The sequence below is a fragment of the Peptoniphilus sp. oral taxon 836 str. F0141 genome (genome assembly GCF_000179335.1).
In the GTDB taxonomy this organism is placed as follows: Bacteria; Bacillota; Clostridia; order Tissierellales; family Peptoniphilaceae; genus Peptoniphilus_A; species Peptoniphilus_A lacrimalis.
Window position 1 is genome coordinate 15,423 of sequence record NZ_AEAA01000028.1, and the last position, 21,251, is coordinate 36,673.

Here is a 21,251-nt window from a genome sequence, read left to right on the forward strand (position 1 = left end):
ATGAAAAAGACGAAGGATTTTTATTTTCCCTTGTCTTTTTCTTTTGAGACTTTTTCAACAAATATATTTTTTATAAAATTATGAAAAATTAAACAAGTTCTAAGAAATATATATTATTTATGAGAAATATTTTTATTTACATTAATGTAAATATATGCTAATATTTTTCTTGGTGTCTTTACATTAAGTTAATAATATTTTCTTATTTGTTATTTAGGTAATTTAAGATAAAGTGGTAGACAATTTATTTTAATTTTTTTTTACAAATTTTACCTTAATTTAATGTGTTTAAAAAATTATAAGAGATACTAAAGATTTAATATGGAGGAAAATATGAAAAAAGTTGTAGCAACTACTATGGCTACTTTGTTATTTGGGCTTTCATTTCCGGTTAATACCTTTGCTTTGCCTGATAATGAGGTTAGTGTAAATTCTCAAATAATACAGAGGCTAAGTCTTTCTAAGAGTGTAGATGGTTCTCAGAGCGTAGGTGAAGGTCTTCTTCAAGCTAATGAGGATACAATTGCCAAAAAGATTGGAGATAATTTAGAGGCTAAGGATATCACTGTATGGGAAGAAGATGAAGTTAATTGGAAAGATGGCGTTAAGTTAAAAGTTCAAAATGAAGAATTCGAAAAATATTTAAAAGATGCTGTTGTCACTGATCTTGATAAGCGTAATACTTCTGCAGGTTCAGAGACGAATAGGGAGGGAAGACTTAAGGTCAAATTTTCAGATAAATCAGAAGTGATATTAAATGCCCAAAACTTACTCGTTATAAACAAGGTTACATCTTCCAATAATATTAATGCACCTAAGGATGCAATTAAGACTAATTTCTTTTTAGGTGAAGGAGTTAAGGTTTATATAGGTGAGGAAGAAACAATTGGCGACAAAGAAAAACCAGTGCCTTTTAAAACTTATAAGGTTAAGCCAGGGACTGATGTTTCTAAATATAAGTTATTAGCGACAAAGCAAAATATTTTTGATACTATAAGTGCTAAACCCATTAATGATAATTACACTGATGTGAAATGGCAACCTGAAGATGGCAAGGTTAGTGAAAATAATAAGACTTTTACAGCTACTGCAAGCAAGTTATTTACCATGACTTTTAAATTTGTTGGCTTTGATAAAGATTCAAAAAGCGAAATTAGTTATGATAAAATGCCTGAATCTATAAAGGATAAACTACCTCAAGTGAAAAAAATTAAAGAGGGACAAGCTTTTGCGCCTGAAAAGTTTGGAAAAATAATAGAAAAAAGTGGAAAAAATAAGTATGAGTGGAATTTTTCTAGTTGGAATCCTACAAGCTCTCTTTCTGTAAGTGAAAATATAAATTTTGTAGGAACATGGACTAGGAGTAAGGTAGTAGAAAATTCTAATTCTGAAGTAAAGCCCAGCCCAGGTAAAAAAGAGGACAAGAAGGAAAGACCACAAGAAGGAAACAAGCCAAAGGATAATTCTAAGGAACAGGACAATAAAAATAAAAATAATGGCAAGTCTTATAATTATTTCCCAAGAATAAAATCAAGTGAAAATAAAAATAATTCTAACAAGAATTACACTAGAACTTCTAAGGAAGAACCTAAGAAGGAAACTACTTCTAAGGCTAAAAAATATACCTTGAATTTAAATAGCGGAGAATATGAAATCCTTATAAATGGCAAAGTTATTAAAAGACAAATGGATGTTAAGCCTCTTATAAAAAACGATAGGCTTATGCTTCCAATGAGAAATCTTGCCGAAATGATCGGTGCCAAAGTGGAGTGGGATTCAAAGACTAGAACTGCAAGTTTTACAAATAATGGACTTGTTGCAAAAATTCAAATTGATGGAAATGAAATTGTCCTTTCCAATGGAAAAGTGATAAAGATGGACTCTAAACCACTAAACATCAATGGAAGAATTTTACTTTCTGTTTCTTATGTTGGCAATGTTTTTGGGCTTACAAATGGAAATACTAAAGATGGTATTGACCAAAACATAGAGTGGAATAGCGACAACAAAACTGTAGAGATAAACTTAAATAAGTAAAATGACGAATTTTAAAATAACTCGCTTTAATTAAGTCGAAGTCAGTATAGTATTTTATATAACTTGTTCGGAATATCGAGGTGTCCAATATCTATAAGAAATATCAACTTATTATTTTGTAGAGGAAAATAATTAAGATATCCCTATTAACAGATTATTTCTATATTTCTTATGAATCTTTTTGGTTCAAAAAATTGATAACTAAGATTTTATAAGAAATTTAAGCTTTATTTAGTTATTTAGTATAAGAAATTTTTTTCTAATGTATCTTTAAAACTTTGGAATGAGTATTTTTAAGGACATGGTTTTTATATATTGCAAGTGGAACAAGTTTAATTTCACATCATCTTATTACTTCAACTTGTAGCCTTGGGTTTAATTCCAAAGACTTTGTTTTCTTTTTAGAAAAAAAGCTAAGCTGTGAGTAAAGTTATATAATGAAAGTAAGTATAACTATTATATTTAAAATAGGAATAGATAATCAATCAAGCCTTGGAGATTTAATCTTCAGGGCTTTTATGATCTAAACAAAAATTTATAATTTTGGTGGAGATAAGATTCATTTTTTCAAATTTTATATTTATCAAAAAGCGAATATCTATACTTTTAAAGAAGGATAGGACAGGGGAAAAATCTACAGAAAAAAATTTGTTGTGTAATTTTTACAAGCCCACATAAAAAACTAAGAGATAATAAATTAATATAAATAAAAAATGTGAGTTTAAATTCGAGCGACCAGCTGGTAAACATAATTTTTATAGATTTTATCAACTTCTGGTGGTATAATTAAAGCGATAATTAATATCATCTAAGTTAAGGAAGGTGTGTAATTGTGACTTTATATAGGAGTATATTGATAGGTATTTTGGCTTCATTTTTGATGTTTTTGGGAGATATGACCCTATATTATGATTCAAATGATTACGATGGCAAGGATACTATAAATAATATTATTGGCATAATGAAAAATGTCAGCATAAAAAGATTATACATTGGTGGTCTTTTAGGTCCCATTTGTGCTTTTATATATTGTATTGGTTTTTATCATATTGTTTTGAGCATAGACGAAAAGTTTTTAAACTTTGGTTGGTTTGTATTTTTATTAAATGTTTTGGGAATGATACTAGGGGGAACTTATCATATTCAGTGTGCCTACTTAGGTCTTTTGTCAAGATACGAAAACAAGGAAGCTTTTGATGAATTTTTAAAATTTTTAAAGTTTCAAGCAAAAATAGTTTTCACAACTATGGCACTGGCAAATATATTAACGGCATTGATAATTTTATTTGGATTAACAATATTTCCAAGATGGCAAGCCTTATTTACACCCATATTTCTTTTGATTTTTACACCAATTGCTGAGAGATTGCCAAAGGGACTGCATATGATTATTCGTGGAGGCTGGTTAAACATAATCTATTTTATTTACTACCTATCTTTATTGATAAACTATACTAATATTAATTTATAAGATTATATAGTAAGTGATTAAAATTATTGTTTTAATTTTTAAAGGGAAATTTTATATAATTTATTATTTACAGGAGGAAATATTATGAAACAAGTAAATTTTATGGATGACGATAAAACAAATGCTGACTACAAAAATTGGGTTCCCAAAAGCTTGTTAAGGAATTTAATATTTGCTAGTCTTATAGCTTTCATTCTATTTATAGTCTTTGGTGTCAGTGATTTTGTATTTAGTGGAAGAATTCGTCTGATATGTGCCATTATTCTAGGATTTGCAACGTTGATACTTATCTTCTTTGCAAGCTGGATGAGATTTTTATATAGGGCTTTTGATTACAATGGAAAAAGAAAGCTTGCCAAAATAATTATTGAAAAGACTGCCGATTATTTAAAAATTCCAGATGGCGGTGTGGGACTTGATGTTGGCTGTGGTAGCGGCGCACTTTCCATAGCTTGTGCTAAGAAAAATCCAAAGGCGACTATGGTAGGTTGTGACATATGGAGCGGTTCATATAAAAGTGAATTTTCTAAAAAAGTCTGTGAAAATAATGCAAAATTAGAGGGACTAGAAAATGTGAGATTTGAAGAAGGAAATGCAGTGATTCTTCCTTTTGAAGACCAAAGTTTTGATGCAGTGACAAGCAACTATGTTTATCATAATATTGCAGGGAAAAATAAACAGAAACTTTTACTGGAAACATTTCGTGTACTTAAAAAAGGTGGAGTTTTTGTTATCCATGACTTGATGAGTAAGTCAAGATATGGAGATATGAATAAATTTATAGAAAAGTTGAAAAAAGATGGCTACCAAGATGTGCAATTAATTGATACAACAAGGGGTCTTTTTATGGGTCACAAAGAAGCCGTATTGTTAGGGCTTCATGGCTCAACTTTACTTATTGGGAGAAAATAAGATTTTATATAAATTACTATAAAATATTTTAGAAAATTGATGGGGGGTGTTCTAGATGAAATATAAGTGTTTTTATTTCTTGTTTTTTAAAAGACCTATGAAAAAAGTTCTTATGGAGAAGTATGATAAAGCATACGCTTCAGAAATTATTAGAAAGAGCAAAAAAGTTTATCGAGGACTTGTAGAAAATATGGACGATATCGGTGAGGATAACCCTATGCTTTTTAACGAACTATTTGCCCTTGCTTTTATTTCTCCATATCTTGCAAGCGATAAGAAAATTCCACCAAAAACTATTCAAGAGATGATGGAAAGATCTCTTTATTATATAAAGTGGTATTTTGCGAGAACAGATCTTAACACTGATAAGGGAAAAGCTAGTAATAAAAAGAGCATAGTAAAATATTCAAAGTGGTATACAGAAGAAAGGGAAAAGAAATATCCAAGTTCATTTAAAGTGGACTTTGTTGGCAAGCCCTATGAAGGAGCTTGTTATTATAGGATTACTCGTTGTCCTATTTGCTCTTACACAAAGAAGCTTGGAGTTGGGGAATTAATGCCACTATTGTGCGAGCTTGATGATGTTATGATAAAACTTCAGCATGGAGTTTTGTATAGAGAGGGAACAATTGCAGATGGAGCAGATTACTGCGACTATTTTATTTTAGGAGATAAAGAAAAACTAAGTGATTTTCAAGATAAAAAATTTTAAGAATTGGAATAAAAATGAACTTTAGCAAAGTTATTCTTGTTACAATAATAAAGAATTTAAAAATAGGGGGGGTTCAAATTTTAATTTATAGTACATATATTAGGAAAATTAATCTTTAATTTCAATAGAAAAACCACCGGATGGGCCGGTGGATTATTCTTCTTCTATCAAAAATCCAAGTTCCTTTAAAACGACCTCTATTTCCTCGATGACTTCTCTATTCTCTGCAACAACTGTGTGATAATGGATACCACCAGTTAGTACATCTAAAGGTTTGGATTTTTCTTTACTCATTTTATCTAAGAAAATTTTTACATCTCGTCTAGATGAGCAATTTAGATCTTTTTTTATCTCTCCGTAGACTTTATGGTGGACAATTACATCTTTAATTGTTCCGCCTAAATCTACAATTGAATTTAACTCTTTTCTTATATCGCGGTCGCTGTGTTTAACTTTAAAAACTTTTTGAGTTCTTTCCTCGTTTAGGTAGTAGCCTCTGTTAGTTGAAATAATATTTTTTCCACCAGCCCTAAGAATAGCTATATCTTGAACTATTACTTGCCTGGTAACATCAAAGTTTTTTGCTAAATTTTCACCTGATATTGGTCTATGGTTTTCATATAAAAATTTAAGTAAATTTTCTCTTCTAGATTTTGAATTATTCATATCTTCCTCAATAAATTTTTAAATTTTTCATTGACAAGTCTAAGACACCTGCATTATAAGTTATAGAACCAGAAGAAATATAGTCAATGTCTAAATCCCTATAATTTTTAATATTTTGAAGGCTAATATTTCCTGAACACTCAATAATAGCCCTCTTATTAATAATCTTGCAAGCTTTTTTTATATCTTCTATGTCCATGTTGTCTAGCATTATTATATCAGCTTTTGCATCAAGTGCCTCTTTTATTTGATCAAAATTTTCTACTTCAACTTCAATCTTTTTTACAAAAGGATTTGCACTTCTGACTCTTTCAACTGCATTTCTTATTCCACCGGCAGCATCTATGTGATTGTCTTTTATCATAATTCCATCAGACAAGTTATATCTGTGATTATAGGCTCCACCCAAAGTTATGGCATATTTTTCAAAAATTCTCATGTTGGGTGTTGTTTTTCTAGTATCTAAAATTTTCACATGACAACTACCAAGGGCATGAACCATTTTTTTAGTATATGTGGCAATTCCACTCATTCTTTGTAAAAAATTTAAGGCAGTCCTTTCAGCCTTTAGTATTGCACTCGCTTTTGCATCTATTGTTCCTATTAAGTCAGATTTATTGACTTCATCTCCATCTGAAAAATTAAATTCAAAATATGAATTTGAATCTATTATTTCAAATACCCGTTCAAATACATCAAGACCAGCTATAATACCCTTATCTTTTGCGATTAGATTTATTTGAGCATTTTCATTTTTTAAAATCGAATCAGTTGTAATATCTCCACTGTTCATATCTTCCTTTAAGGCACATATGATATACTTGTCAATTAGAAATGGATTTAGCTTTTTCATCCTCTCTTATCCTTTCAAAAATAATTTCACTTGTCTTTTCTTTATCAATCTTTTCATCAGTAATTTTAAAATCTATTTCTTTATCTTCAAATTTATTTTCATTTAAATAATCTGCTAAGATTCTACCAAAAACCACACACTCAAGAAGTGAATTGCAAGCAAGCCTATTTGAACCATGAATGCCAACATTTCCAGCTTCACCAACTGCAAATAGTCCTTGTAAATTAGTTTTGCCATTTATGTCGCACTCAATACCGCCCATAGTGTAATGTTGACAAGGCACTATAGGAATATTATCATATCTTGAATCTATACCCCTATTTTTTAATTCCTTAAAAATCATAGGAAATCTATTAGGAATCCTATCTTCTCCAAGTGGCTTCATTGATAAATATTCAAAGTCCACTCCTTCTTTTTCCATTTCTTTTAGTATAGCCTTTGCCACAATATCTCTAGGCTTCATTTCATCAGTAAATCTCTCAGATTTATGATTTAAGAGTTGGGCTCCTTCGCCCCTTGCAGACTCAGAAATTAAAAATTGCCTTTCAACATTTTCCTCATAAAGAGAAGTAGGGTGGAACTGAATATAAGAAATATCTTTTAACTTGACACCATTTTTTATTGCCATAGCATAACCATCGCCACATATATGAGGGAAATTTGTGCTTTTCTTAAAAATTCCTCCAAGACCACCTGTTGCAAGAACAACATTTGTTGAAACAAAAACATCATCCAAAGATCTTGCTCCATAACACTTACCATTATTTACAATAATATCAACAATCGGAGTATCTTCAAATATATCTATATTAGATCTTGATTTTACTTTTTCATATAGGACATCTAAAATTCCTTTTCCGATTTCATCATCAATATGAAGTCCCCTGGCGATAGAATGACCACCTTCTTGTGCATATTCAAGTTTCCCGTCCTTCTTTGTAAATTCAACACCGAGATCAATTAAAAATTTTATTGCATCTTGTGACTTATCAACCATCATCTCAACAGCTTGCAGGCTATTTTTATAATGACCTGCCTTTAAGGTATCTTCAATAAAAGTTTTTCTATCAGACTCATCCTTTAAAACATTTATGCCCCCTTGGGCAAGATAGGAATTAGAATCTGCTAATTTTTTCTTTGTAACAAGTCCAATTTTATAATTCTTACTTAATTCCAAGGCAGTGCTAACTCCAGCAAGTCCTGAACCGATAATTAAAACATCATATTTTTTCATTTTATGCTCCTAATTTCAACATTCTTTTTAGAGGTATTAAAGCTTTACTACTGATTTCTTCACTAACATTCACCTGATTTTTATTATTTTCTATTACGTCTATAACCTTATCCAAAGTTAATTTTTTCATATCATTACAAATTGGTCTGTTTATTAACCTTCTATAATTTGTGTTTGGAAATCTTTTCTTTAATTCTGTGAAAATTCCTTCCTCTGTGACAACTAAAACATCATCATATTTGCCACTTTCATTAATAATAGCTTTAGTAGAGCCAATAAAATCAGCTAAGTCCAAAACTTCCTTTCTACATTCAGGATGGGCAAAAATTTTCACCTTACCCTTATAAGCCTTAATATCACTAGCATCAATTTCATCATGAACGGGGCAATAGCCATCATTTAAAATGATGTTTTTATCTGGCAAAGATTTTTTTACATAATCACCAAGATTTTTATCCGGAATAAAAAATATATTTTTTTCCTTTAACTTATTTACAATTTTTGCAGCATTCGAAGATGTAACACAAATATCTGAATAAGCCTTAATTTCAGCAGTAGAATTTATGTAAGTTACAACTGCCAAATCATCATATTTTTCTCTAACTTCTTTAATTTTTTGAACACTAACCATGTGCGCCATAGGGCAATCAGCATCAATATCAGGCATCAATACATTTTTACTTGGATTTAGAATTTTCACACTTTCTCCCATAAAGTAAACACCAGCCATAACTATTGTCTTTTCTTTAAGCTCAGTTGCTTTTTGAGCAAGAAAAAAAGAATCCCCAATATAATCAGCTACAGCTTGTATATCCTCATTGACATAATAGTGGGCAAGAATGACAGCGTCTTTTTCAGCCTTTAACCTATTTAGTAATTGCACCTTATCATTAAACTTTAAATCTTTTAAATTTTCCAATTTCAGTCTATCTCCTAATAAAATTTAATTAGAATTATATTACACAAAAGAATATAAGACAAGTCAAGTGTATATACAGATAGTGCTTATATTAAATTTATCCAATGAAAAAATTTGAAAAATATATAAAAATCTCGATATTAAATTAAATATGGGAAATTTAAACCCCTCACAAGATTAGCCATAACTTTATGTAATAGATATATTGAGGTTCAATAAAAATTATAATTATGCTTTAATTATTCGGATTTTAAATTTTATTATGTTTAGAATTATTTTATAAGGATATATAATAATAGGTAAAAAATAAGATTAATATCTTAATATAGAAATAAATTGATGTAAGGGATTCATTTATATATTTATGGCATCTTAATATATTTCTAATATTAAAATATATAGTCTTATAAGTATTCATTTAAAAAAGTTTATATAAATTTTTTAAGTGGGTAAAAAAGTTTATCTTGGGTATAAATACAAAGATAAAAAGTATCAAAAAACTTTATATAAATTAAAATTAAAAGGAGGACATAAATGTCACAAGTAGGAAAGAAAATGCCAGAGTTTGTTACTAATGGCTATAACCCAAAAAAAGAAGAATTTGTAACAGTATCTAATAAGGATTTTGAAGGTAAGTGGAATGTTCTTATGTTCTACCCAGCAGACTTCACATTTGTTTGCCCAACAGAACTTGAAGATATGCAAGATCAATATGCAAAATTACAATCTCTTGGAGTAGAAGTTTATTCTATGTCTTGCGATACACATTTCGTGCATAAAGCATGGCATGACCATTCAGAAGCTATCAGCAAATTGGAATTTACAATGTTAGCTGATCCTCACAAATCAATTGCTAGAGATTTTTATGTTTTAGATGAAGAAGCAGGACTTGCTCAACGTGCAACTTTTATTATAGATCCAGACGGAGTTATTCAAACTGTAGAAGTTAATGCAGACGGAATCGGAAGAGATGCAAGCCAAGTTTATGATAAATTTCGTGCTGCTCAATTCGTTCGTGAAAATCCTGGACAAGTTTGCCCTGCAAAATGGAAAGAATCAGGCAAAACTTTGACTCCAGGTCTTGACTTAGTTGGTAAGATCTAATGTTAGACCAAAATTTAAAAAATCAGCTAAAAGAGTATTTGAAACTTCTTGAAGGAGAAGTTGTATTTACTCTAAGCTTAGATGATTCTGAAAAGTCAAAAGAAGTTAAAACTTTTGTAGAAGAAATTGTTTCACTATCAGATCTTTTAAAAATTGAAGAAAAAAAATTAAACCTAAGCCCATGTTTTAGTCTTTCATCAAATGGAAGATCTGGAATAAGCTTTGCCGGAGTTCCACTTGGTCATGAATTTGAATCTTTTGTGTTGGCACTTTTACAAATAAGCGGCCGCCCACCTAAGATTGATGATAATCAAGTTAGAAGGATTAAATCAATAGATAAAGAACTATCTTTTGAAACAGTAGTCAGCTTAAGTTGTCACAACTGTCCGGAAGTAGTTCAAGCTTTAAATATTATGGCTGTTTTAAATCCAAAAATCAGCCACCGTATGGTAGATGGAGCAAGCTTCCAAGAATATGTTGATGGACTTGGAGTTATGGCAGTTCCAGCAAGTTTTTTGAATGGTAAAAGTTTTTACAATGGAAAAATTAACCTAAACAAAATTCTTGATTTGGTAACTGGACAAAAGGAAGGACCTTCACTAAAAGATAAACCAGTTTATGACCTTCTTGTAATTGGCGGTGGTCCAGCTGGTGCTACTGCAGCAATTTATGGAGCAAGAAAGGGAATCAAAACTGGACTTATAGCAAAAGATTTTGGAGGTCAAGTAAAGGAAACTTTAGCCATTGAAAATATTACAGGTTTTGCCTATACAGAAGGTCCAAAATTTATGGAAGCTGTAAAAGAACATGTTTTAAAATATAAGGTTGATATAATAGATGAAGTTGAAGTTGAATCTATCCAAGAAGCTGATCCTATAAAAATTAAAACAGATTCAGGTGAGCTTCAAGCTAAATCTATAGTTATAGCTACAGGCGCTAAGTGGCGTTTGATAGGAATTCCTGGAGAAATTGAATTTAGAAATAAGGGAGTTGCCTACTGTACTCACTGCGATGGTCCACTTTTTAAAAACAAAAAAGTTACCGTCATTGGTGGAGGTAATTCAGGAATAGAGGCTGCAATTGATCTTGCAGGACTAGCAAAAGAAGTTTTAGTTTTGGAATTTTTACCAGAATTAAAAGCGGATTCAGTCCTTCAAGAAAAATTAAAAACTTTGAAAAATGTTCGTGTAGTTACTAATGCACAAACAAAAGCCCTAGAAGGTAAAGAAAAACTTGAAAGCATTGTTTATGAAGACCGAATAGGTGGACAAACTCATAAAGAAGCGACTGATGGTTGCTTTATTCAAGTTGGATTGGTACCTGTTACTGAATGGATTGACGGAATAGAAAAGAATAAAAGAGGCGAGATACTTGTAGATCAAGTTGGAGCAACAAGTATGCCTGGAGTTTTTGCTGCAGGAGATTGCACTAACAGCGCTTTTAAACAAATAGTAATTGCACAAGGAAGCGGAGCAACAGCAGCCCTTGGCAGTTATCAATATTTGATGAGAAAATAAAATAAAAATCAAGAATGGACTCATGATGAGTCCATTTTTTTAATTCCTTTTTATGTGTATATGTCAATTTTTTTGCAAGAGAAGGTAATTATATTTATGTTTTTGGTAAAGCTTTTAATTACATTTATTTTTTTAATAAATCATTAATTTAATTGTAAGTAAAGATGGTATAATATAGATGATAAATAATATCAATGTCATGGACAAATGTTTAAGAGTTTTTTTGAAAATTAATTTAAAGCTAAGTATTTTATGATAAGCGGAGGTGTAATATGAGTTTAATTTATAAAATTTCAGCGGGAATAGTAAGACTTCTTGGGGTTAAAAAAATTTTTCTGATGAATAAAGATGAAATTCTTGAATATGCAAGAGGGGAAAATGCAAAATTAGTTTTTGATTTTGATAAGGCTATGAAGAGGGCTAAAAGGAAAAATTATTATATTTTTGATAGAGATGTTATGGGATATAGAATAATATCTTATCAAAAAAATGAAAAACCATCCAATGGGGCAATTCTTTATCTTTTTGGTGGAGGAATGATTACACAACCAGATAAACTGGATTTTTCTTTGGCTGAAAGAATAATGAAAAAAACAGGTAAGGATGTTTGGTTCTTATTTTATCCTCTGTGTTCAGAAGATGTAAAGGTGGATACTACATATGAAGTTTCTTTTGAAGCTTATAGATTAATGACAGAAACTTATAGGGCAGAAAACATTAGTGTCCTTGGTTTTTCATCGGGAGCTTGTATTTCTATTGGAATTTTTTTACATAATAACGCACTTGGAAGACCTTTACCAATGGCTGGTAAAATAATTTCAGTATCTCCCGGTGGGGTTTTAGATTTAAGTCTTGAGGAAAATAAAGAAGTATGGGAAAAAGTAAATGCCCTTGACCATAAAGACATCATAATTGATCCTACCTATTTTAAAACTGCAAGAGAAATCGCAAAGGGAGATAAAGACTTACCTGAGTATATGTTAGACGGAACAAAGGGAGATTTTACTGATTTTCCAAAAATTTATTTTTATTTTGGGGAAAATGAATGTCTTTATGCCTTTGCCGGAGAATTTCAAAAAGCTATGGAAAAATACCATGTTCCCTATGAAATTATTGTGGGCAAGGGAATGTGCCACTGTTATCCCTTGGTGAGATTTTTTAGAGAAGGTAGAGAGGCACAAGATGAAATTATTGAATTGTTGAAGGCTTAATGAGGTTAAGTTAATTTTTAAAAATTTAATTAAAATATAAGATGGATTTTTTATATAAGCTAAAGTTATTATATAAAAAAATTAAGGGACTTTTTGAACTATTAATAATTCAATATAAGTCCCTATTTAAAATTATTTATTCTCATACCTTAAAAATTTGTTTGAAAGATATATAAATATTATAAATTCTCCTATTGCAAAAAGACCTAATAATATAAAATCATATGAATTTATAAATCTAAAGTTATTGGCTTCAATTGCCAAAAAACTCAAGCCTATTATTTTTAGAGATTTATAAGCAAAAGCAAATCCCACCATGGTAAAGATTACAGATAAAAGAACGATTATCCCAAATGACTTTATTCTTATTGCAAGGGATGAAAAAATCGCAATAATCGGTAGTGCCAAAAATATGCTAAGGATTATATAGTAAAAATATATACCAAAGTCTGCCCTAGAGAAATTTCCTATAAATTTTCCTCCCATATAAAATAAGATCAAAAAATATATTTGACAAAGGCTTATTATTATAAGGGCTAAAATAATCTTTGCTGTTATAAATGCCATATTTTTCTTTGGACTCATTCTAATAAATTTAAGTCCAGCCTTGTGTTCTGATGACCATAAACTGGCAATTACAATTGCAATTAGGGGTATATAGAAAAATGAAAAGTAAAATAAACTTACCTGTGTCCACAGACTTTGCCACTGATGAGTTAAGCTTTCTCTATTTGCCATGTAGTTTATAAGTCCAAAAGCATTGGCTAGTAAGGGTATTATAAGGCTTGCCAGCAAAATATTTATAAATTTTATTTTTTTTAATTCTATTCTTAACATTTTTCCTCCTAGTCCTTGTATAGAATGTAAGATTTCATTTTTTTTAGATAAATAATGCCGAAGATTAAAAATATAAGGGCAATTATTAAGGTATAGAAATTTATTGGATTTAAGACCTGAACAAATTTACTCCCTTCTTTTACATAAGAAATATTTAAAAGACTTGCCATCCAAGCAAAGGGATTAAAAAATGTTAGGAAGTTTGATGTTAGCATGGTAATAATCCCTGTAAGTCCTCCTACTATAGAAATAAAGGACAGGGTGTAGACTTTTTTTGTTTTCATTTCTATTATTATAAATAAAACTAATAAAAATAAATTTATGAGTAGAGCCGTTAGGTTTACTAGACTAAATCTTAAAATTATTTCTCTATTGACAATGAAATTGACAGATTTTTTTGCAAGTAATATAAATACAATAGATTCTGATATTTGTAATAAAACTAAGGAAAAAGATAAATTTTTAAATTTATCAATAAGTATAGAATTAACTTTTTCTCCAAGCATTATTTGCATCTGCCACATATTATTTTTTTCTTCAATTTCCATGACTTTTTTTACCAGCGACGATATCAATATGGGATTTATGAGTAAAGATATAAATAAATAAGTATCAATGATATAAAAAAGCGGATATTTTCCTTGTGCAAAAGTATTTGAATGACTAATTCCGCCTACTATTAACATCTGAGCAAAAAATACTATTATTATTAAGAAAAATATTCCAAGTCTTTTATTTTTTTTTCTTTCTAAATTTTTCATCTTATGACCTGCTTTCTTGAATAAATAATTGTTCAAGGCTTTCTTTTTCTTCCTCAATCCTATATATATCTACTTTTCCATTCAAAAATTTTACTATATCTGCAATTTCTTGGTTTGATTTTTTACCTAAAATTATCTTTTTACCATCCATTCTATTTTCATCAAGATCTAATAGAAGTAGAGTTTTTTTGTTATCTGATGTAATAATAGAAATATATGGAGGGTGGAGTTTTCTATATTCTTCCAAGCTTCCCTTGTAGGTTAATTTTCCTTCTTTAAGTATTCCTATGTGAGTAGATATTTTTTCTATTTCATCAAGAATATGTGAAGATATTAGGATGCTTGTGGACGTATTTTTTACAATATTTTTAAAAAGATTTCTCATTTCTTCGATTCCCTGAGGATCTAGTCCGTTTATAGGCTCATCTAAAATCAAAAGTTTGGGACTACCAATTAGTGCAATGGCTATACCAAGTCTTTGCTTCATACCCAGTGAATACTCTCTTAATCTCTTCTTGCCGATATTTTTAAGGCCAACAAGGTCTAAAGTTTTTGAAATATCATCATTTTTTATTCCCTTTAGCTGACAAATTATTTCTAAGTTTTCGTAGGCACTTAGATGGTCATAAAATGAAGGATTTTCAATTAAAGCACCGAGATTTTTGTTTATATCTTTTTGATTTTTTGAATTTAATTGACATCCAAATACTTTAATTGTGCCTTGGTCTTTTTTTACAAGTCCAAGTATAAGTTTCATGAGAGTTGACTTGCCAGCTCCATTTTTTCCTATCAGACCAAAAATAGATTTTTCTTCTATCACTAAGGAATCTAAATCTAAGACAAGTCTATTTTTATAGGATTTTTTTAAATTTTTTATTTCCAATATTTTTTCCATTAATATTCCTCCTAAAAAAATAATAGCAATCGTGGATAAAAATAAGGTTTAACCAATCTCACTTTTACATCACAAAGTAAAAGAAATCTAATAAATGTTGTATAATAATCATAATGAGGGTGATTTAATGGATTTTAGAAACAATTTTTCCATATTAATAGTCGATGATGAAAAAAGTTTATTGGAAAATTTATATAATTTTTTGAAAAATAAGGGTTTTAAAAAAATCTATACTGCTAAAAATTTAAAGGAGTCAAAATTTAAATTAGAAAACAATGAAATTGATTTAATAGTTTTGGATTTGATGCTTTCTGATGGAAGTGGTTTTGATTTATTAAAAGAAGTTAGAAAGAGCTCTGATGTGGCTGTTATAATTTTATCTGCCCTTGATGGAATTGATGATAGGAGGGAAGGTTTTGAAAATAAGGCAGATGACTATATAGTAAAGCCCTTCTTTCCAGATGAACTGCTTTGGAGAATTGATGCAGTGTTGAGGAGGAGTAAAAAAATAAAAAAAGAAGATAAGATATATTTTTCTAATGTGATTTTTGATAAATCTAAGGGAGTTATTGAAAAAAATGGAGAAGAGATTGCACTAACGGCTACGCAATTTAAAATTTTAGATTACCTATGTGAAAATATGAATATGATAGTGTCAATTGATAAAATTTTAGAATATATATGGAAAGACTCTTACGGATACGAGAATACATTAATAACCCATATATATAGGCTTCGTGAAAAGCTAGAGGATAATCCAAGAGAGCCAAAAATTTTAATTACTATAAAGGGACTTGGCTATAAGCTAGTTAAAGAGGATGAATAATGTTTAATTATATAATAAAAAGATTTAAAAAAATTGTTATCAGAATACTTTTTTTGATGTTTTTGCTAATATTTTTACTTATGACTTTTCTATATCTAAACTACAGATTATATAATAAATATCCAAAACCTGATGATGTTTATTCCTATGTAGAAAATAATAAAAGTGATCTTTACCTAAGCGAAAAAAATAAAGAATTTTTAAAAAGAGAAAATATTTGGGCAATAAGGCTTGATAGGGAAGGCAAAATAATTGAAAGTTTTAATAAACCAAAAGTAGTTAAAAATAAGTTTGAACTTAGAGATGTTGCAGGATTCACAAGGTATTATTTGAATGACTATCCTGTATTCACCTACATTGTTGGAGATGGATTGCTTGTATTTGCCTATCCTAAAAACTCTTTAGATAAGTTTCCTTTTAATTATTATAATTACGAGAACTTTATTTTTAATATAAAGCTGATTGCATTCTCTTTACTTTTATTTTTAGTCTTTGTCTATGTCATTTATAAGATTGACATTAAAGAAATTTTTAAAAACATCTTACCCTTTCAAAGAGCAATAGATACTCTTTACGAAGATGACTATCAGAAGTTAGATGAATATGGAGAATTGAAAGAACTGGCTTTTAGCATAAATCAAGCAAATGAAAAATACAATAATTTAAAAGAATCTCAAAGCAAGTGGATTCGAGGGCTTAGTCATGATGTGAGAACGCCACTTGCAAAAATTTCATGGGAATTAAGTAAAGAAAATAAGGAAGATATTGATACACAAAATATAAAAGACCAAGTTTTAAAAATTTCAAATATCTTAGAGGGATTAAATATCACCTTGTCCCTTTCAAACATAGATAAGGAAAACTTTAAGCTAGAAAGTCCCTTAAAAGTTATACGAAAACTTATAGTGGATAAACTAAATGAAAACCCTGGCAGAGAAATAATTTTTGAAAGCAAGGTAAAAGACCAAAATATTAAGATTAATATGGATGCAAATTTATTTTATAGGATGCTTGAAAATATTTTAAAAAATGCCCTTATTTATACAGAGGGTAAAATTCAAGTAAGAATTTCAGATGATAATAATAACTTATTGATCAGCATATTAGATGAGGGTGGAGGAATATCTGAAAATAGTATAGAAAAAATAAAAAAAGATGACCTAACCAACATTACAAGACATGGATTGGGTATTTTTATATCTAAACAGATTGCCGAGTTGCATGATGGAACTTTTTCCATAAAAAATAAAGATAAAGGACTTGAAGTATCTTTTATCTTTAAGTTTACGAATTGATTTTTTAAAATTACAAAATAAATTCATATTATTTATTTACAAATTACACTTTAGATTAAGAAAAGATTAAGTAATTGAATTAAAAATTATATCCTAAAAAATTAAAAATTATGTTAATTGAAATTAATTTTAACTTCATTTATTTTTTTACGGTTTCAGACTGAATTTTATATAATTTTTCAAGTTCACTTATTTTATTATCTCTTATTATATAATCAGGTATATCAAAAATACTAAGGGAATTTTTCCAACTTCCTGCTTGTCCATCTTTTTTCTTATTTTCTTGTGGAATCATAATTATGCTGTATTTTGTAACTTTTAAGTCAGTAGTATCCATAATTTTTTGAGTGTTTTGCAATATCTTAATCGCTTCTTCTATATTAGGTTTTTTTGAATAGGTTATTGAATTTACTTCTACATCAGCAGGAAAATTCTCTATAAGAAATTTTTGGTCTAAAGAAAGTTTGCTTTCCAAATCGCTTTCTTCAGTCGGGTATAAAGAAATCTCATAGGATAAATTATTTTCTTTTTCAAGTTTTTTGCCATAGTTATTAAGACTATACAAAAATCTTCTATAAGTATTAAAAATTCTATCACCGTATGTATCAAATTTTAATCTTCCAAAACTGTCAAAGGAAAGGGTGAAGTTGGAATCAATGCTATTTTTATCCTGTAAATTAATATCATAATAGCCATCCTTAAAATTATAAATAACTTTATTTGTTTTTAGGTCTAGACCCTTGTAATTTTTTGCAATGTATTTATTGGCATTAATATTTACTATGGTTTTTGAGATGGGATTTCCAAAAAATAAATTTGTTATAATTAGTACAATTACGATAAGAAATACTGAGAAAAATTTTAATATTTTATTTGTTTTTAAATTGTTTTTATTCATAATAAACCTCCCTAATGATTATAGCATAGTAAATTAAATAAGACTTTTGTTGAGAAATTAATTTATAATGATTTCATAAAAAACTATTCATTGTCATTATATTTTTGTTATAAATTTTTAATTAGTTTTAATTAGAAAAATAATAAATTAACTTGTCAAGAATATGTTTTATGTTTAAAATCAGAATATATTAACTTATTAGTAATGAAAATTTTTAAAAGAGAGGTAATATTATGGCATGGGATGAGAAAACAGGAAAAGCAGTTGGTGGAAATGATGACAAATATGTGGTTTTACAAGTTGTTCTAACAGAAAAATTTTTAGGTACTGGTTCAGGAACATCAAGTTTAACAAATCTTCAAGCAGCTATAAATAAACAAGCAGCTTTAGGTTATAGATTGCATACTATCACAACATCATCTTCAGGTTCAAAAGGTTTTCTTGGTGGAGATAAGATTCAAGCTACAATGGTATTTGAAAGAATTGATTAAAACTAATATATAAAAAAGGGATGAAGACAAAAGAATTGACTGTTTTGTTTCATCACTTTTATTTTTGTATAAAAAATCCTTAATTAGCCTTTAAAATAATTAAAAAGACCAGTAGATTGAAGAAATAGAATAAACATAATTATAGGTAGACAATATTTTACGACAAAGGTATAAAGCACCTTGCGATTAAAGGCTTTGTTATTTCTTTCCACTTCTTCAATAATCCACTTTGGACCTATAACCCAACCGATAAATATAGAAGATAAGAAGGATATAAATGGCATCATAAAACTATTGGAAATATAATCCATAATATCAAGCAGTTGACCTGTAGAACCGTTTGGCAGGATAACTTCAACATAAAATACACTATACCCAAGGGCAATAATAGCAGTTGCGATCAAATAAATAATAGAAACTACTACAGTTGCTCTTTGTCTTTGTGCATTAAGTATTTCAATATAATTTGCAACAAGACTTTCTAAAACTGAGATGCAGGAAGTAAGAGCTGCAAAGGCTGCAAGAACAAAGAAAACAAATCCAATAAATCTTCCTGCCAACATTTGAGAAAAAACTTTAGGCAAAGAAATAAACATAAGTCCTGGACCGGCTGACATACCATCGACGCCGGAGAAAACATAGATAGCTGGAATAATCATAACACCTGCAATAATTGCAACACCTGTGTCCATAAGCTCAATCAGCGAAACAGATTTTTGAAGATCAACATCTTTATTAACATAAGATCCATAAGTAATCATAATTCCCATAGAAACACTAAGTGAAAAGAAAAGTTGACTCATGGCATCAAGGCTAATTTGTAAAAATCTACTGATATTCATTCCAGTAAGGTCGGGTTTTAAATAAATTGCAAGCCCTTGAAGTCCAGTTCTAACTTGTCCGTTATCAGTAGTTGTTTTAAGAGTTAAAGAATAAATTGCAATTCCAATAATCATAACAAGAAGTATTGGCATTATTATTTTTGAAACTCGTTCAATACCTTTGTCAACACCACTATAAACAATAATTGCAGTAAGAGCCATAAAAACTAAACTATAATATACAGAATTTTTAGATGAAATAAAATTTGAAAAACAGTTATTTTGAGCAGCAACATCAACATTTCCATTCAAAAACAAAGCAATATATTTTAAAATCCATCCACCAATAACTGCATAGTAGGTCATTATAATAACAGGAACCAAAAAAGTAATTATACCTAAAAATTTCCATTTTTTTCTTATGCTTTCATAAGCATAAATGGCACTTCTGCCAGTTCTTCGCCCAATAGCAAGGTCATTTGTCAAAAGTACAAAGCCTACAGTGAAAACCAAAAGGAGATAAATGAGAAGAAAAACCCCACCACCATCTTTTGCTGCTAGATATGGAAATCTCCATAGGTTACCGACACCTACAGCAGAACCGGCTGCAGCAAAAATAAAGCCGAGTTGACCAGTAAATCCTGTCTTTTTTTTCATCTTATTTTCCTCCCTTGTAAAATTTGAAATATGAATAGTATTTTACCATGATTAGAAAAATAAGCAAATAAAATTTACTAATATTTCAAGTAATTATTATAGGTCAAAGTAAGAGTTATAAAATTAAAAATAAACAATTCCGTGTATAAGAATTTTTTATTTCTTGACTAAGGTTAAAAAAAATTGTATATTATTTATGACACAGTGTCATAAAACTTATGCAATTCTTGTAGGAAGGAATAAAATATGCCGAAGGAAACATTTTTCAGGTTAAAAGAAAATAAACAAAATTTAATTACTGAAGGTCTTATAGAAGAATTTAAAGATAAAAATTTATATCAGGCAACAGTCAAAGATATTGTTCAAAAGCTTCAAATTCCTAGGGGGAGTTTTTATCAGTATTTTGAAAGTTTAGAAGATGCGTATTTTTATGTATTGGATAAAAAAATTAATTATATACATTTAGCATTTTTAAAACTATATTTAAAAAATAAGGACAACTTGAAAGATGTTCTTCTAACTTACAGAGATTTTTTATATGAAGAAATTTATAAGGACGAAAATTACAAGTTGCTTCACAATAGGTATCTGAGCTGGAATTCCCAGCTTGAACGTAATTGGCGTAAATATCAAGGTTCTAAAAAAGATTCTTTAGATATTAAATTGATGTATGAGAATAAAAGGCTAAATATAATTGGCTGGCTTATTCATATGCTTATGCAAAAGTTATTTGAAGATAGTTGGGATAAGGATAGGTTTATTTGTGAATATGAAGAATTAGTAAAATTTATTATGGGAGGGATAAATTATGTATAAAATTATAGAAGTATATTTTGACCTGTTTTATTTGTTATTGGTCATGGGTTTTTCAATTCGTTTGCTCTTGGAGAGGGGTAAAAGACCAAGAGTTTTAGCTATTATGTCCTTTCTATTAGTTATTGGTGATGCTTTTCATCTATTACCAAGAATTTATGGTCACCTCTCAGCAGGGGGGCTTGAAGCTAATAGAGTCTATTTATCCTATGGAATGATGGTTACTAGCTTTACTATGACTATATTCTATATGATTTTTTATTATTACTATAAGTTATCAGGTGGTAAGACTAATAGATTTAGAAATTTAACTTTATTTAT

The 21,251-nt window shown here is 29.1% G+C and carries 20 protein-coding genes; 11 read left to right on the forward strand and 9 right to left on the reverse strand.

The window, feature by feature from the left end:
- The first annotated feature begins 333 nt into the window (after positions 1-333).
- From HMPREF9131_RS01135 to HMPREF9131_RS01150, 4 genes are all read left to right on the forward strand, one after another.
- Positions 334-2,037 (forward strand): stalk domain-containing protein, encoded by a 1,704-nt coding sequence (locus tag HMPREF9131_RS01135; protein WP_009344940.1) that lies wholly within the window; start codon positions 334-336, stop codon positions 2,035-2,037.
- An 832-nt stretch (positions 2,038-2,869) separates the two neighbouring features.
- Positions 2,870-3,508 carry a DUF6796 family protein gene (locus HMPREF9131_RS01140; protein ID WP_009344922.1) on the forward strand — a complete coding sequence of 213 codons (639 nt, stop codon included), beginning with the start codon at positions 2,870-2,872 and terminating at the stop codon, positions 3,506-3,508.
- An 84-nt stretch (positions 3,509-3,592) separates the two neighbouring features.
- Positions 3,593-4,420, forward strand: a complete 828-nt coding sequence (locus HMPREF9131_RS01145; RefSeq protein WP_009344896.1) for a class I SAM-dependent methyltransferase — start codon at positions 3,593-3,595, stop codon at positions 4,418-4,420.
- A gap of 55 nt (positions 4,421-4,475) precedes the next feature.
- Entirely contained in the window at positions 4,476-5,132 is a 657-nt protein-coding gene (locus HMPREF9131_RS01150) for an L-2-amino-thiazoline-4-carboxylic acid hydrolase (protein ID WP_009344916.1), read from the forward strand.
- A 153-nt stretch (positions 5,133-5,285) separates the two neighbouring features.
- Here the strand turns inward: HMPREF9131_RS01150 and HMPREF9131_RS01155 are convergent, their stop codons facing one another.
- Genes HMPREF9131_RS01155 through nadA form a run of 4 tightly spaced genes read right to left on the reverse strand, consistent with a single transcriptional unit; the run spans position 5,286 to position 8,804 of the window.
- A complete protein-coding gene (locus HMPREF9131_RS01155) occupies positions 5,286-5,798 on the reverse strand; it encodes a transcription repressor NadR (protein ID WP_009344933.1) in 513 nt (170 codons plus the stop codon).
- 7 nt (positions 5,799-5,805) lie between these two features.
- On the reverse strand, positions 5,806-6,651 hold the full coding sequence (gene nadC / locus HMPREF9131_RS01160; RefSeq protein WP_009344918.1) for a carboxylating nicotinate-nucleotide diphosphorylase: 846 nt from the start codon (positions 6,649-6,651) through the stop codon (positions 5,806-5,808).
- Positions 6,623-7,885 (reverse strand): L-aspartate oxidase, encoded by a 1,263-nt coding sequence (locus tag HMPREF9131_RS01165; protein ID WP_009344909.1) that lies wholly within the window; start codon positions 7,883-7,885, stop codon positions 6,623-6,625. Before HMPREF9131_RS01165 ends, nadC begins: the two co-directional genes overlap by 29 nt.
- 1 nt (position 7,886) lies before the next feature.
- Complete coding sequence (gene nadA, locus HMPREF9131_RS01170; RefSeq protein ID WP_009344889.1) at positions 7,887-8,804, reverse strand: quinolinate synthase NadA; 918 nt, start codon at positions 8,802-8,804, stop codon at positions 7,887-7,889.
- 534 nt (positions 8,805-9,338) lie between these two features.
- On the opposite strand from nadA, the gene ahpC reads away from it, so the two are divergent.
- From ahpC to HMPREF9131_RS01185, 3 genes are all read left to right on the forward strand, one after another.
- Positions 9,339-9,908, forward strand: coding sequence for an alkyl hydroperoxide reductase subunit C (ahpC, locus tag HMPREF9131_RS01175; RefSeq protein WP_009344942.1), 570 nt, complete (start codon positions 9,339-9,341; stop codon positions 9,906-9,908).
- A complete protein-coding gene (gene ahpF / locus HMPREF9131_RS01180) occupies positions 9,908-11,425 on the forward strand; it encodes an alkyl hydroperoxide reductase subunit F (protein WP_009344931.1) in 1,518 nt (505 codons plus the stop codon). The genes ahpC and ahpF overlap by 1 nt, the downstream gene beginning before the upstream one ends.
- A 272-nt stretch (positions 11,426-11,697) precedes the next feature.
- The gene (locus tag HMPREF9131_RS01185; protein ID WP_009344895.1) at positions 11,698-12,636 is read left to right on the forward strand and encodes an alpha/beta hydrolase; all 939 of its coding nucleotides are present in this window, start codon (positions 11,698-11,700) and stop codon (positions 12,634-12,636) included.
- 132 nt (positions 12,637-12,768) lie between these two features.
- On the opposite strand, the gene HMPREF9131_RS01190 is transcribed toward HMPREF9131_RS01185, so the two are convergent.
- The 3 genes from HMPREF9131_RS01190 to HMPREF9131_RS01200 are packed head-to-tail and all read right to left on the reverse strand — an operon-like array spanning position 12,769 to position 15,129.
- A complete protein-coding gene (locus tag HMPREF9131_RS01190) occupies positions 12,769-13,473 on the reverse strand; it encodes an ABC transporter permease (protein WP_009344888.1) in 705 nt (234 codons plus the stop codon).
- 8 nt (positions 13,474-13,481) lie between these two features.
- Positions 13,482-14,234 carry a membrane protein gene (locus tag HMPREF9131_RS01195; protein ID WP_009344894.1) on the reverse strand — a complete coding sequence of 251 codons (753 nt, stop codon included), beginning with the start codon at positions 14,232-14,234 and terminating at the stop codon, positions 13,482-13,484.
- Position 14,235: 1 nt separating this feature from the next.
- Positions 14,236-15,129 carry an ABC transporter ATP-binding protein gene (locus HMPREF9131_RS01200; RefSeq protein WP_009344891.1) on the reverse strand — a complete coding sequence of 298 codons (894 nt, stop codon included), beginning with the start codon at positions 15,127-15,129 and terminating at the stop codon, positions 14,236-14,238.
- A gap of 127 nt (positions 15,130-15,256) precedes the next feature.
- Between HMPREF9131_RS01200 and HMPREF9131_RS01205 the strand changes: the two genes are divergently transcribed.
- Both HMPREF9131_RS01205 and HMPREF9131_RS01210 read left to right on the forward strand, forming a co-directional pair.
- Positions 15,257-15,955, forward strand: a complete 699-nt coding sequence (locus HMPREF9131_RS01205; RefSeq protein ID WP_009344928.1) for a response regulator transcription factor — start codon at positions 15,257-15,259, stop codon at positions 15,953-15,955.
- Entirely contained in the window at positions 15,955-17,250 is a 1,296-nt protein-coding gene (locus HMPREF9131_RS01210; protein WP_009344926.1) for a sensor histidine kinase KdpD, read from the forward strand. Before HMPREF9131_RS01205 ends, HMPREF9131_RS01210 begins: the two co-directional genes overlap by 1 nt.
- Before the next feature lie 139 nt (positions 17,251-17,389).
- Here HMPREF9131_RS01210 and HMPREF9131_RS01215 read toward each other — a convergent pair whose 3' ends face one another.
- Positions 17,390-18,148, reverse strand: a complete 759-nt coding sequence (locus tag HMPREF9131_RS01215; RefSeq protein WP_009344914.1) for a hypothetical protein — start codon at positions 18,146-18,148, stop codon at positions 17,390-17,392.
- 233 nt (positions 18,149-18,381) lie between these two features.
- On the opposite strand from HMPREF9131_RS01215, the gene HMPREF9131_RS01220 reads away from it, so the two are divergent.
- A complete protein-coding gene (locus HMPREF9131_RS01220) occupies positions 18,382-18,639 on the forward strand; it encodes a DUF4177 domain-containing protein (RefSeq protein ID WP_009344899.1) in 258 nt (85 codons plus the stop codon).
- A gap of 83 nt (positions 18,640-18,722) precedes the next feature.
- On the opposite strand, the gene HMPREF9131_RS01225 is transcribed toward HMPREF9131_RS01220, so the two are convergent.
- Entirely contained in the window at positions 18,723-20,117 is a 1,395-nt protein-coding gene (locus HMPREF9131_RS01225) for a sodium-dependent transporter (protein ID WP_009344935.1), read from the reverse strand.
- A 246-nt stretch (positions 20,118-20,363) separates the two neighbouring features.
- Here HMPREF9131_RS01225 and HMPREF9131_RS01230 point away from each other — a divergent pair, with 246 nt between their 5' ends.
- Positions 20,364-20,933, forward strand: a complete 570-nt coding sequence (locus HMPREF9131_RS01230) for a TetR/AcrR family transcriptional regulator (RefSeq protein ID WP_009344943.1) — start codon at positions 20,364-20,366, stop codon at positions 20,931-20,933.
- The last annotated feature ends 318 nt before the right edge of the window (positions 20,934-21,251 follow it).

Bases quoted from the DNA above. Each gene is read 5' to 3' on its own strand.
- HMPREF9131_RS01135 (WP_009344940.1), top strand. From the start codon at position 334: ATGAAAAAAGTTGTAGCAACTACTATGGCTACTTTGTTATTTGGGCTT.
- HMPREF9131_RS01145 (WP_009344896.1), top strand. From the start codon at position 3,593: ATGAAACAAGTAAATTTTATGGATGACGATAAAACAAATGCTGACTAC.
- HMPREF9131_RS01150 (WP_009344916.1), top strand. From the start codon at position 4,476: ATGAAATATAAGTGTTTTTATTTCTTGTTTTTTAAAAGACCTATGAAA.
- HMPREF9131_RS01155 (WP_009344933.1), bottom strand. From the start codon at position 5,798: ATGAATAATTCAAAATCTAGAAGAGAAAATTTACTTAAATTTTTATAT.
- nadC (WP_009344918.1), bottom strand. From the start codon at position 6,651: ATGAAAAAGCTAAATCCATTTCTAATTGACAAGTATATCATATGTGCC.
- HMPREF9131_RS01165 (WP_009344909.1), bottom strand. From the start codon at position 7,885: ATGAAAAAATATGATGTTTTAATTATCGGTTCAGGACTTGCTGGAGTT.
- ahpC (WP_009344942.1), top strand. From the start codon at position 9,339: ATGTCACAAGTAGGAAAGAAAATGCCAGAGTTTGTTACTAATGGCTAT.
- ahpF (WP_009344931.1), top strand. From the start codon at position 9,908: ATGTTAGACCAAAATTTAAAAAATCAGCTAAAAGAGTATTTGAAACTT.
- HMPREF9131_RS01185 (WP_009344895.1), top strand. From the start codon at position 11,698: ATGAGTTTAATTTATAAAATTTCAGCGGGAATAGTAAGACTTCTTGGG.
- HMPREF9131_RS01190 (WP_009344888.1), bottom strand. From the start codon at position 13,473: ATGTTAAGAATAGAATTAAAAAAAATAAAATTTATAAATATTTTGCTG.
- HMPREF9131_RS01195 (WP_009344894.1), bottom strand. From the start codon at position 14,234: ATGAAAAATTTAGAAAGAAAAAAAAATAAAAGACTTGGAATATTTTTC.
- HMPREF9131_RS01200 (WP_009344891.1), bottom strand. From the start codon at position 15,129: ATGGAAAAAATATTGGAAATAAAAAATTTAAAAAAATCCTATAAAAAT.
- HMPREF9131_RS01205 (WP_009344928.1), top strand. From the start codon at position 15,257: ATGGATTTTAGAAACAATTTTTCCATATTAATAGTCGATGATGAAAAA.
- HMPREF9131_RS01210 (WP_009344926.1), top strand. From the start codon at position 15,955: ATGTTTAATTATATAATAAAAAGATTTAAAAAAATTGTTATCAGAATA.
- HMPREF9131_RS01215 (WP_009344914.1), bottom strand. From the start codon at position 18,148: ATGAATAAAAACAATTTAAAAACAAATAAAATATTAAAATTTTTCTCA.
- HMPREF9131_RS01220 (WP_009344899.1), top strand. From the start codon at position 18,382: ATGGCATGGGATGAGAAAACAGGAAAAGCAGTTGGTGGAAATGATGAC.
- HMPREF9131_RS01225 (WP_009344935.1), bottom strand. From the start codon at position 20,117: ATGAAAAAAAAGACAGGATTTACTGGTCAACTCGGCTTTATTTTTGCT.
- HMPREF9131_RS01230 (WP_009344943.1), top strand. From the start codon at position 20,364: ATGCCGAAGGAAACATTTTTCAGGTTAAAAGAAAATAAACAAAATTTA.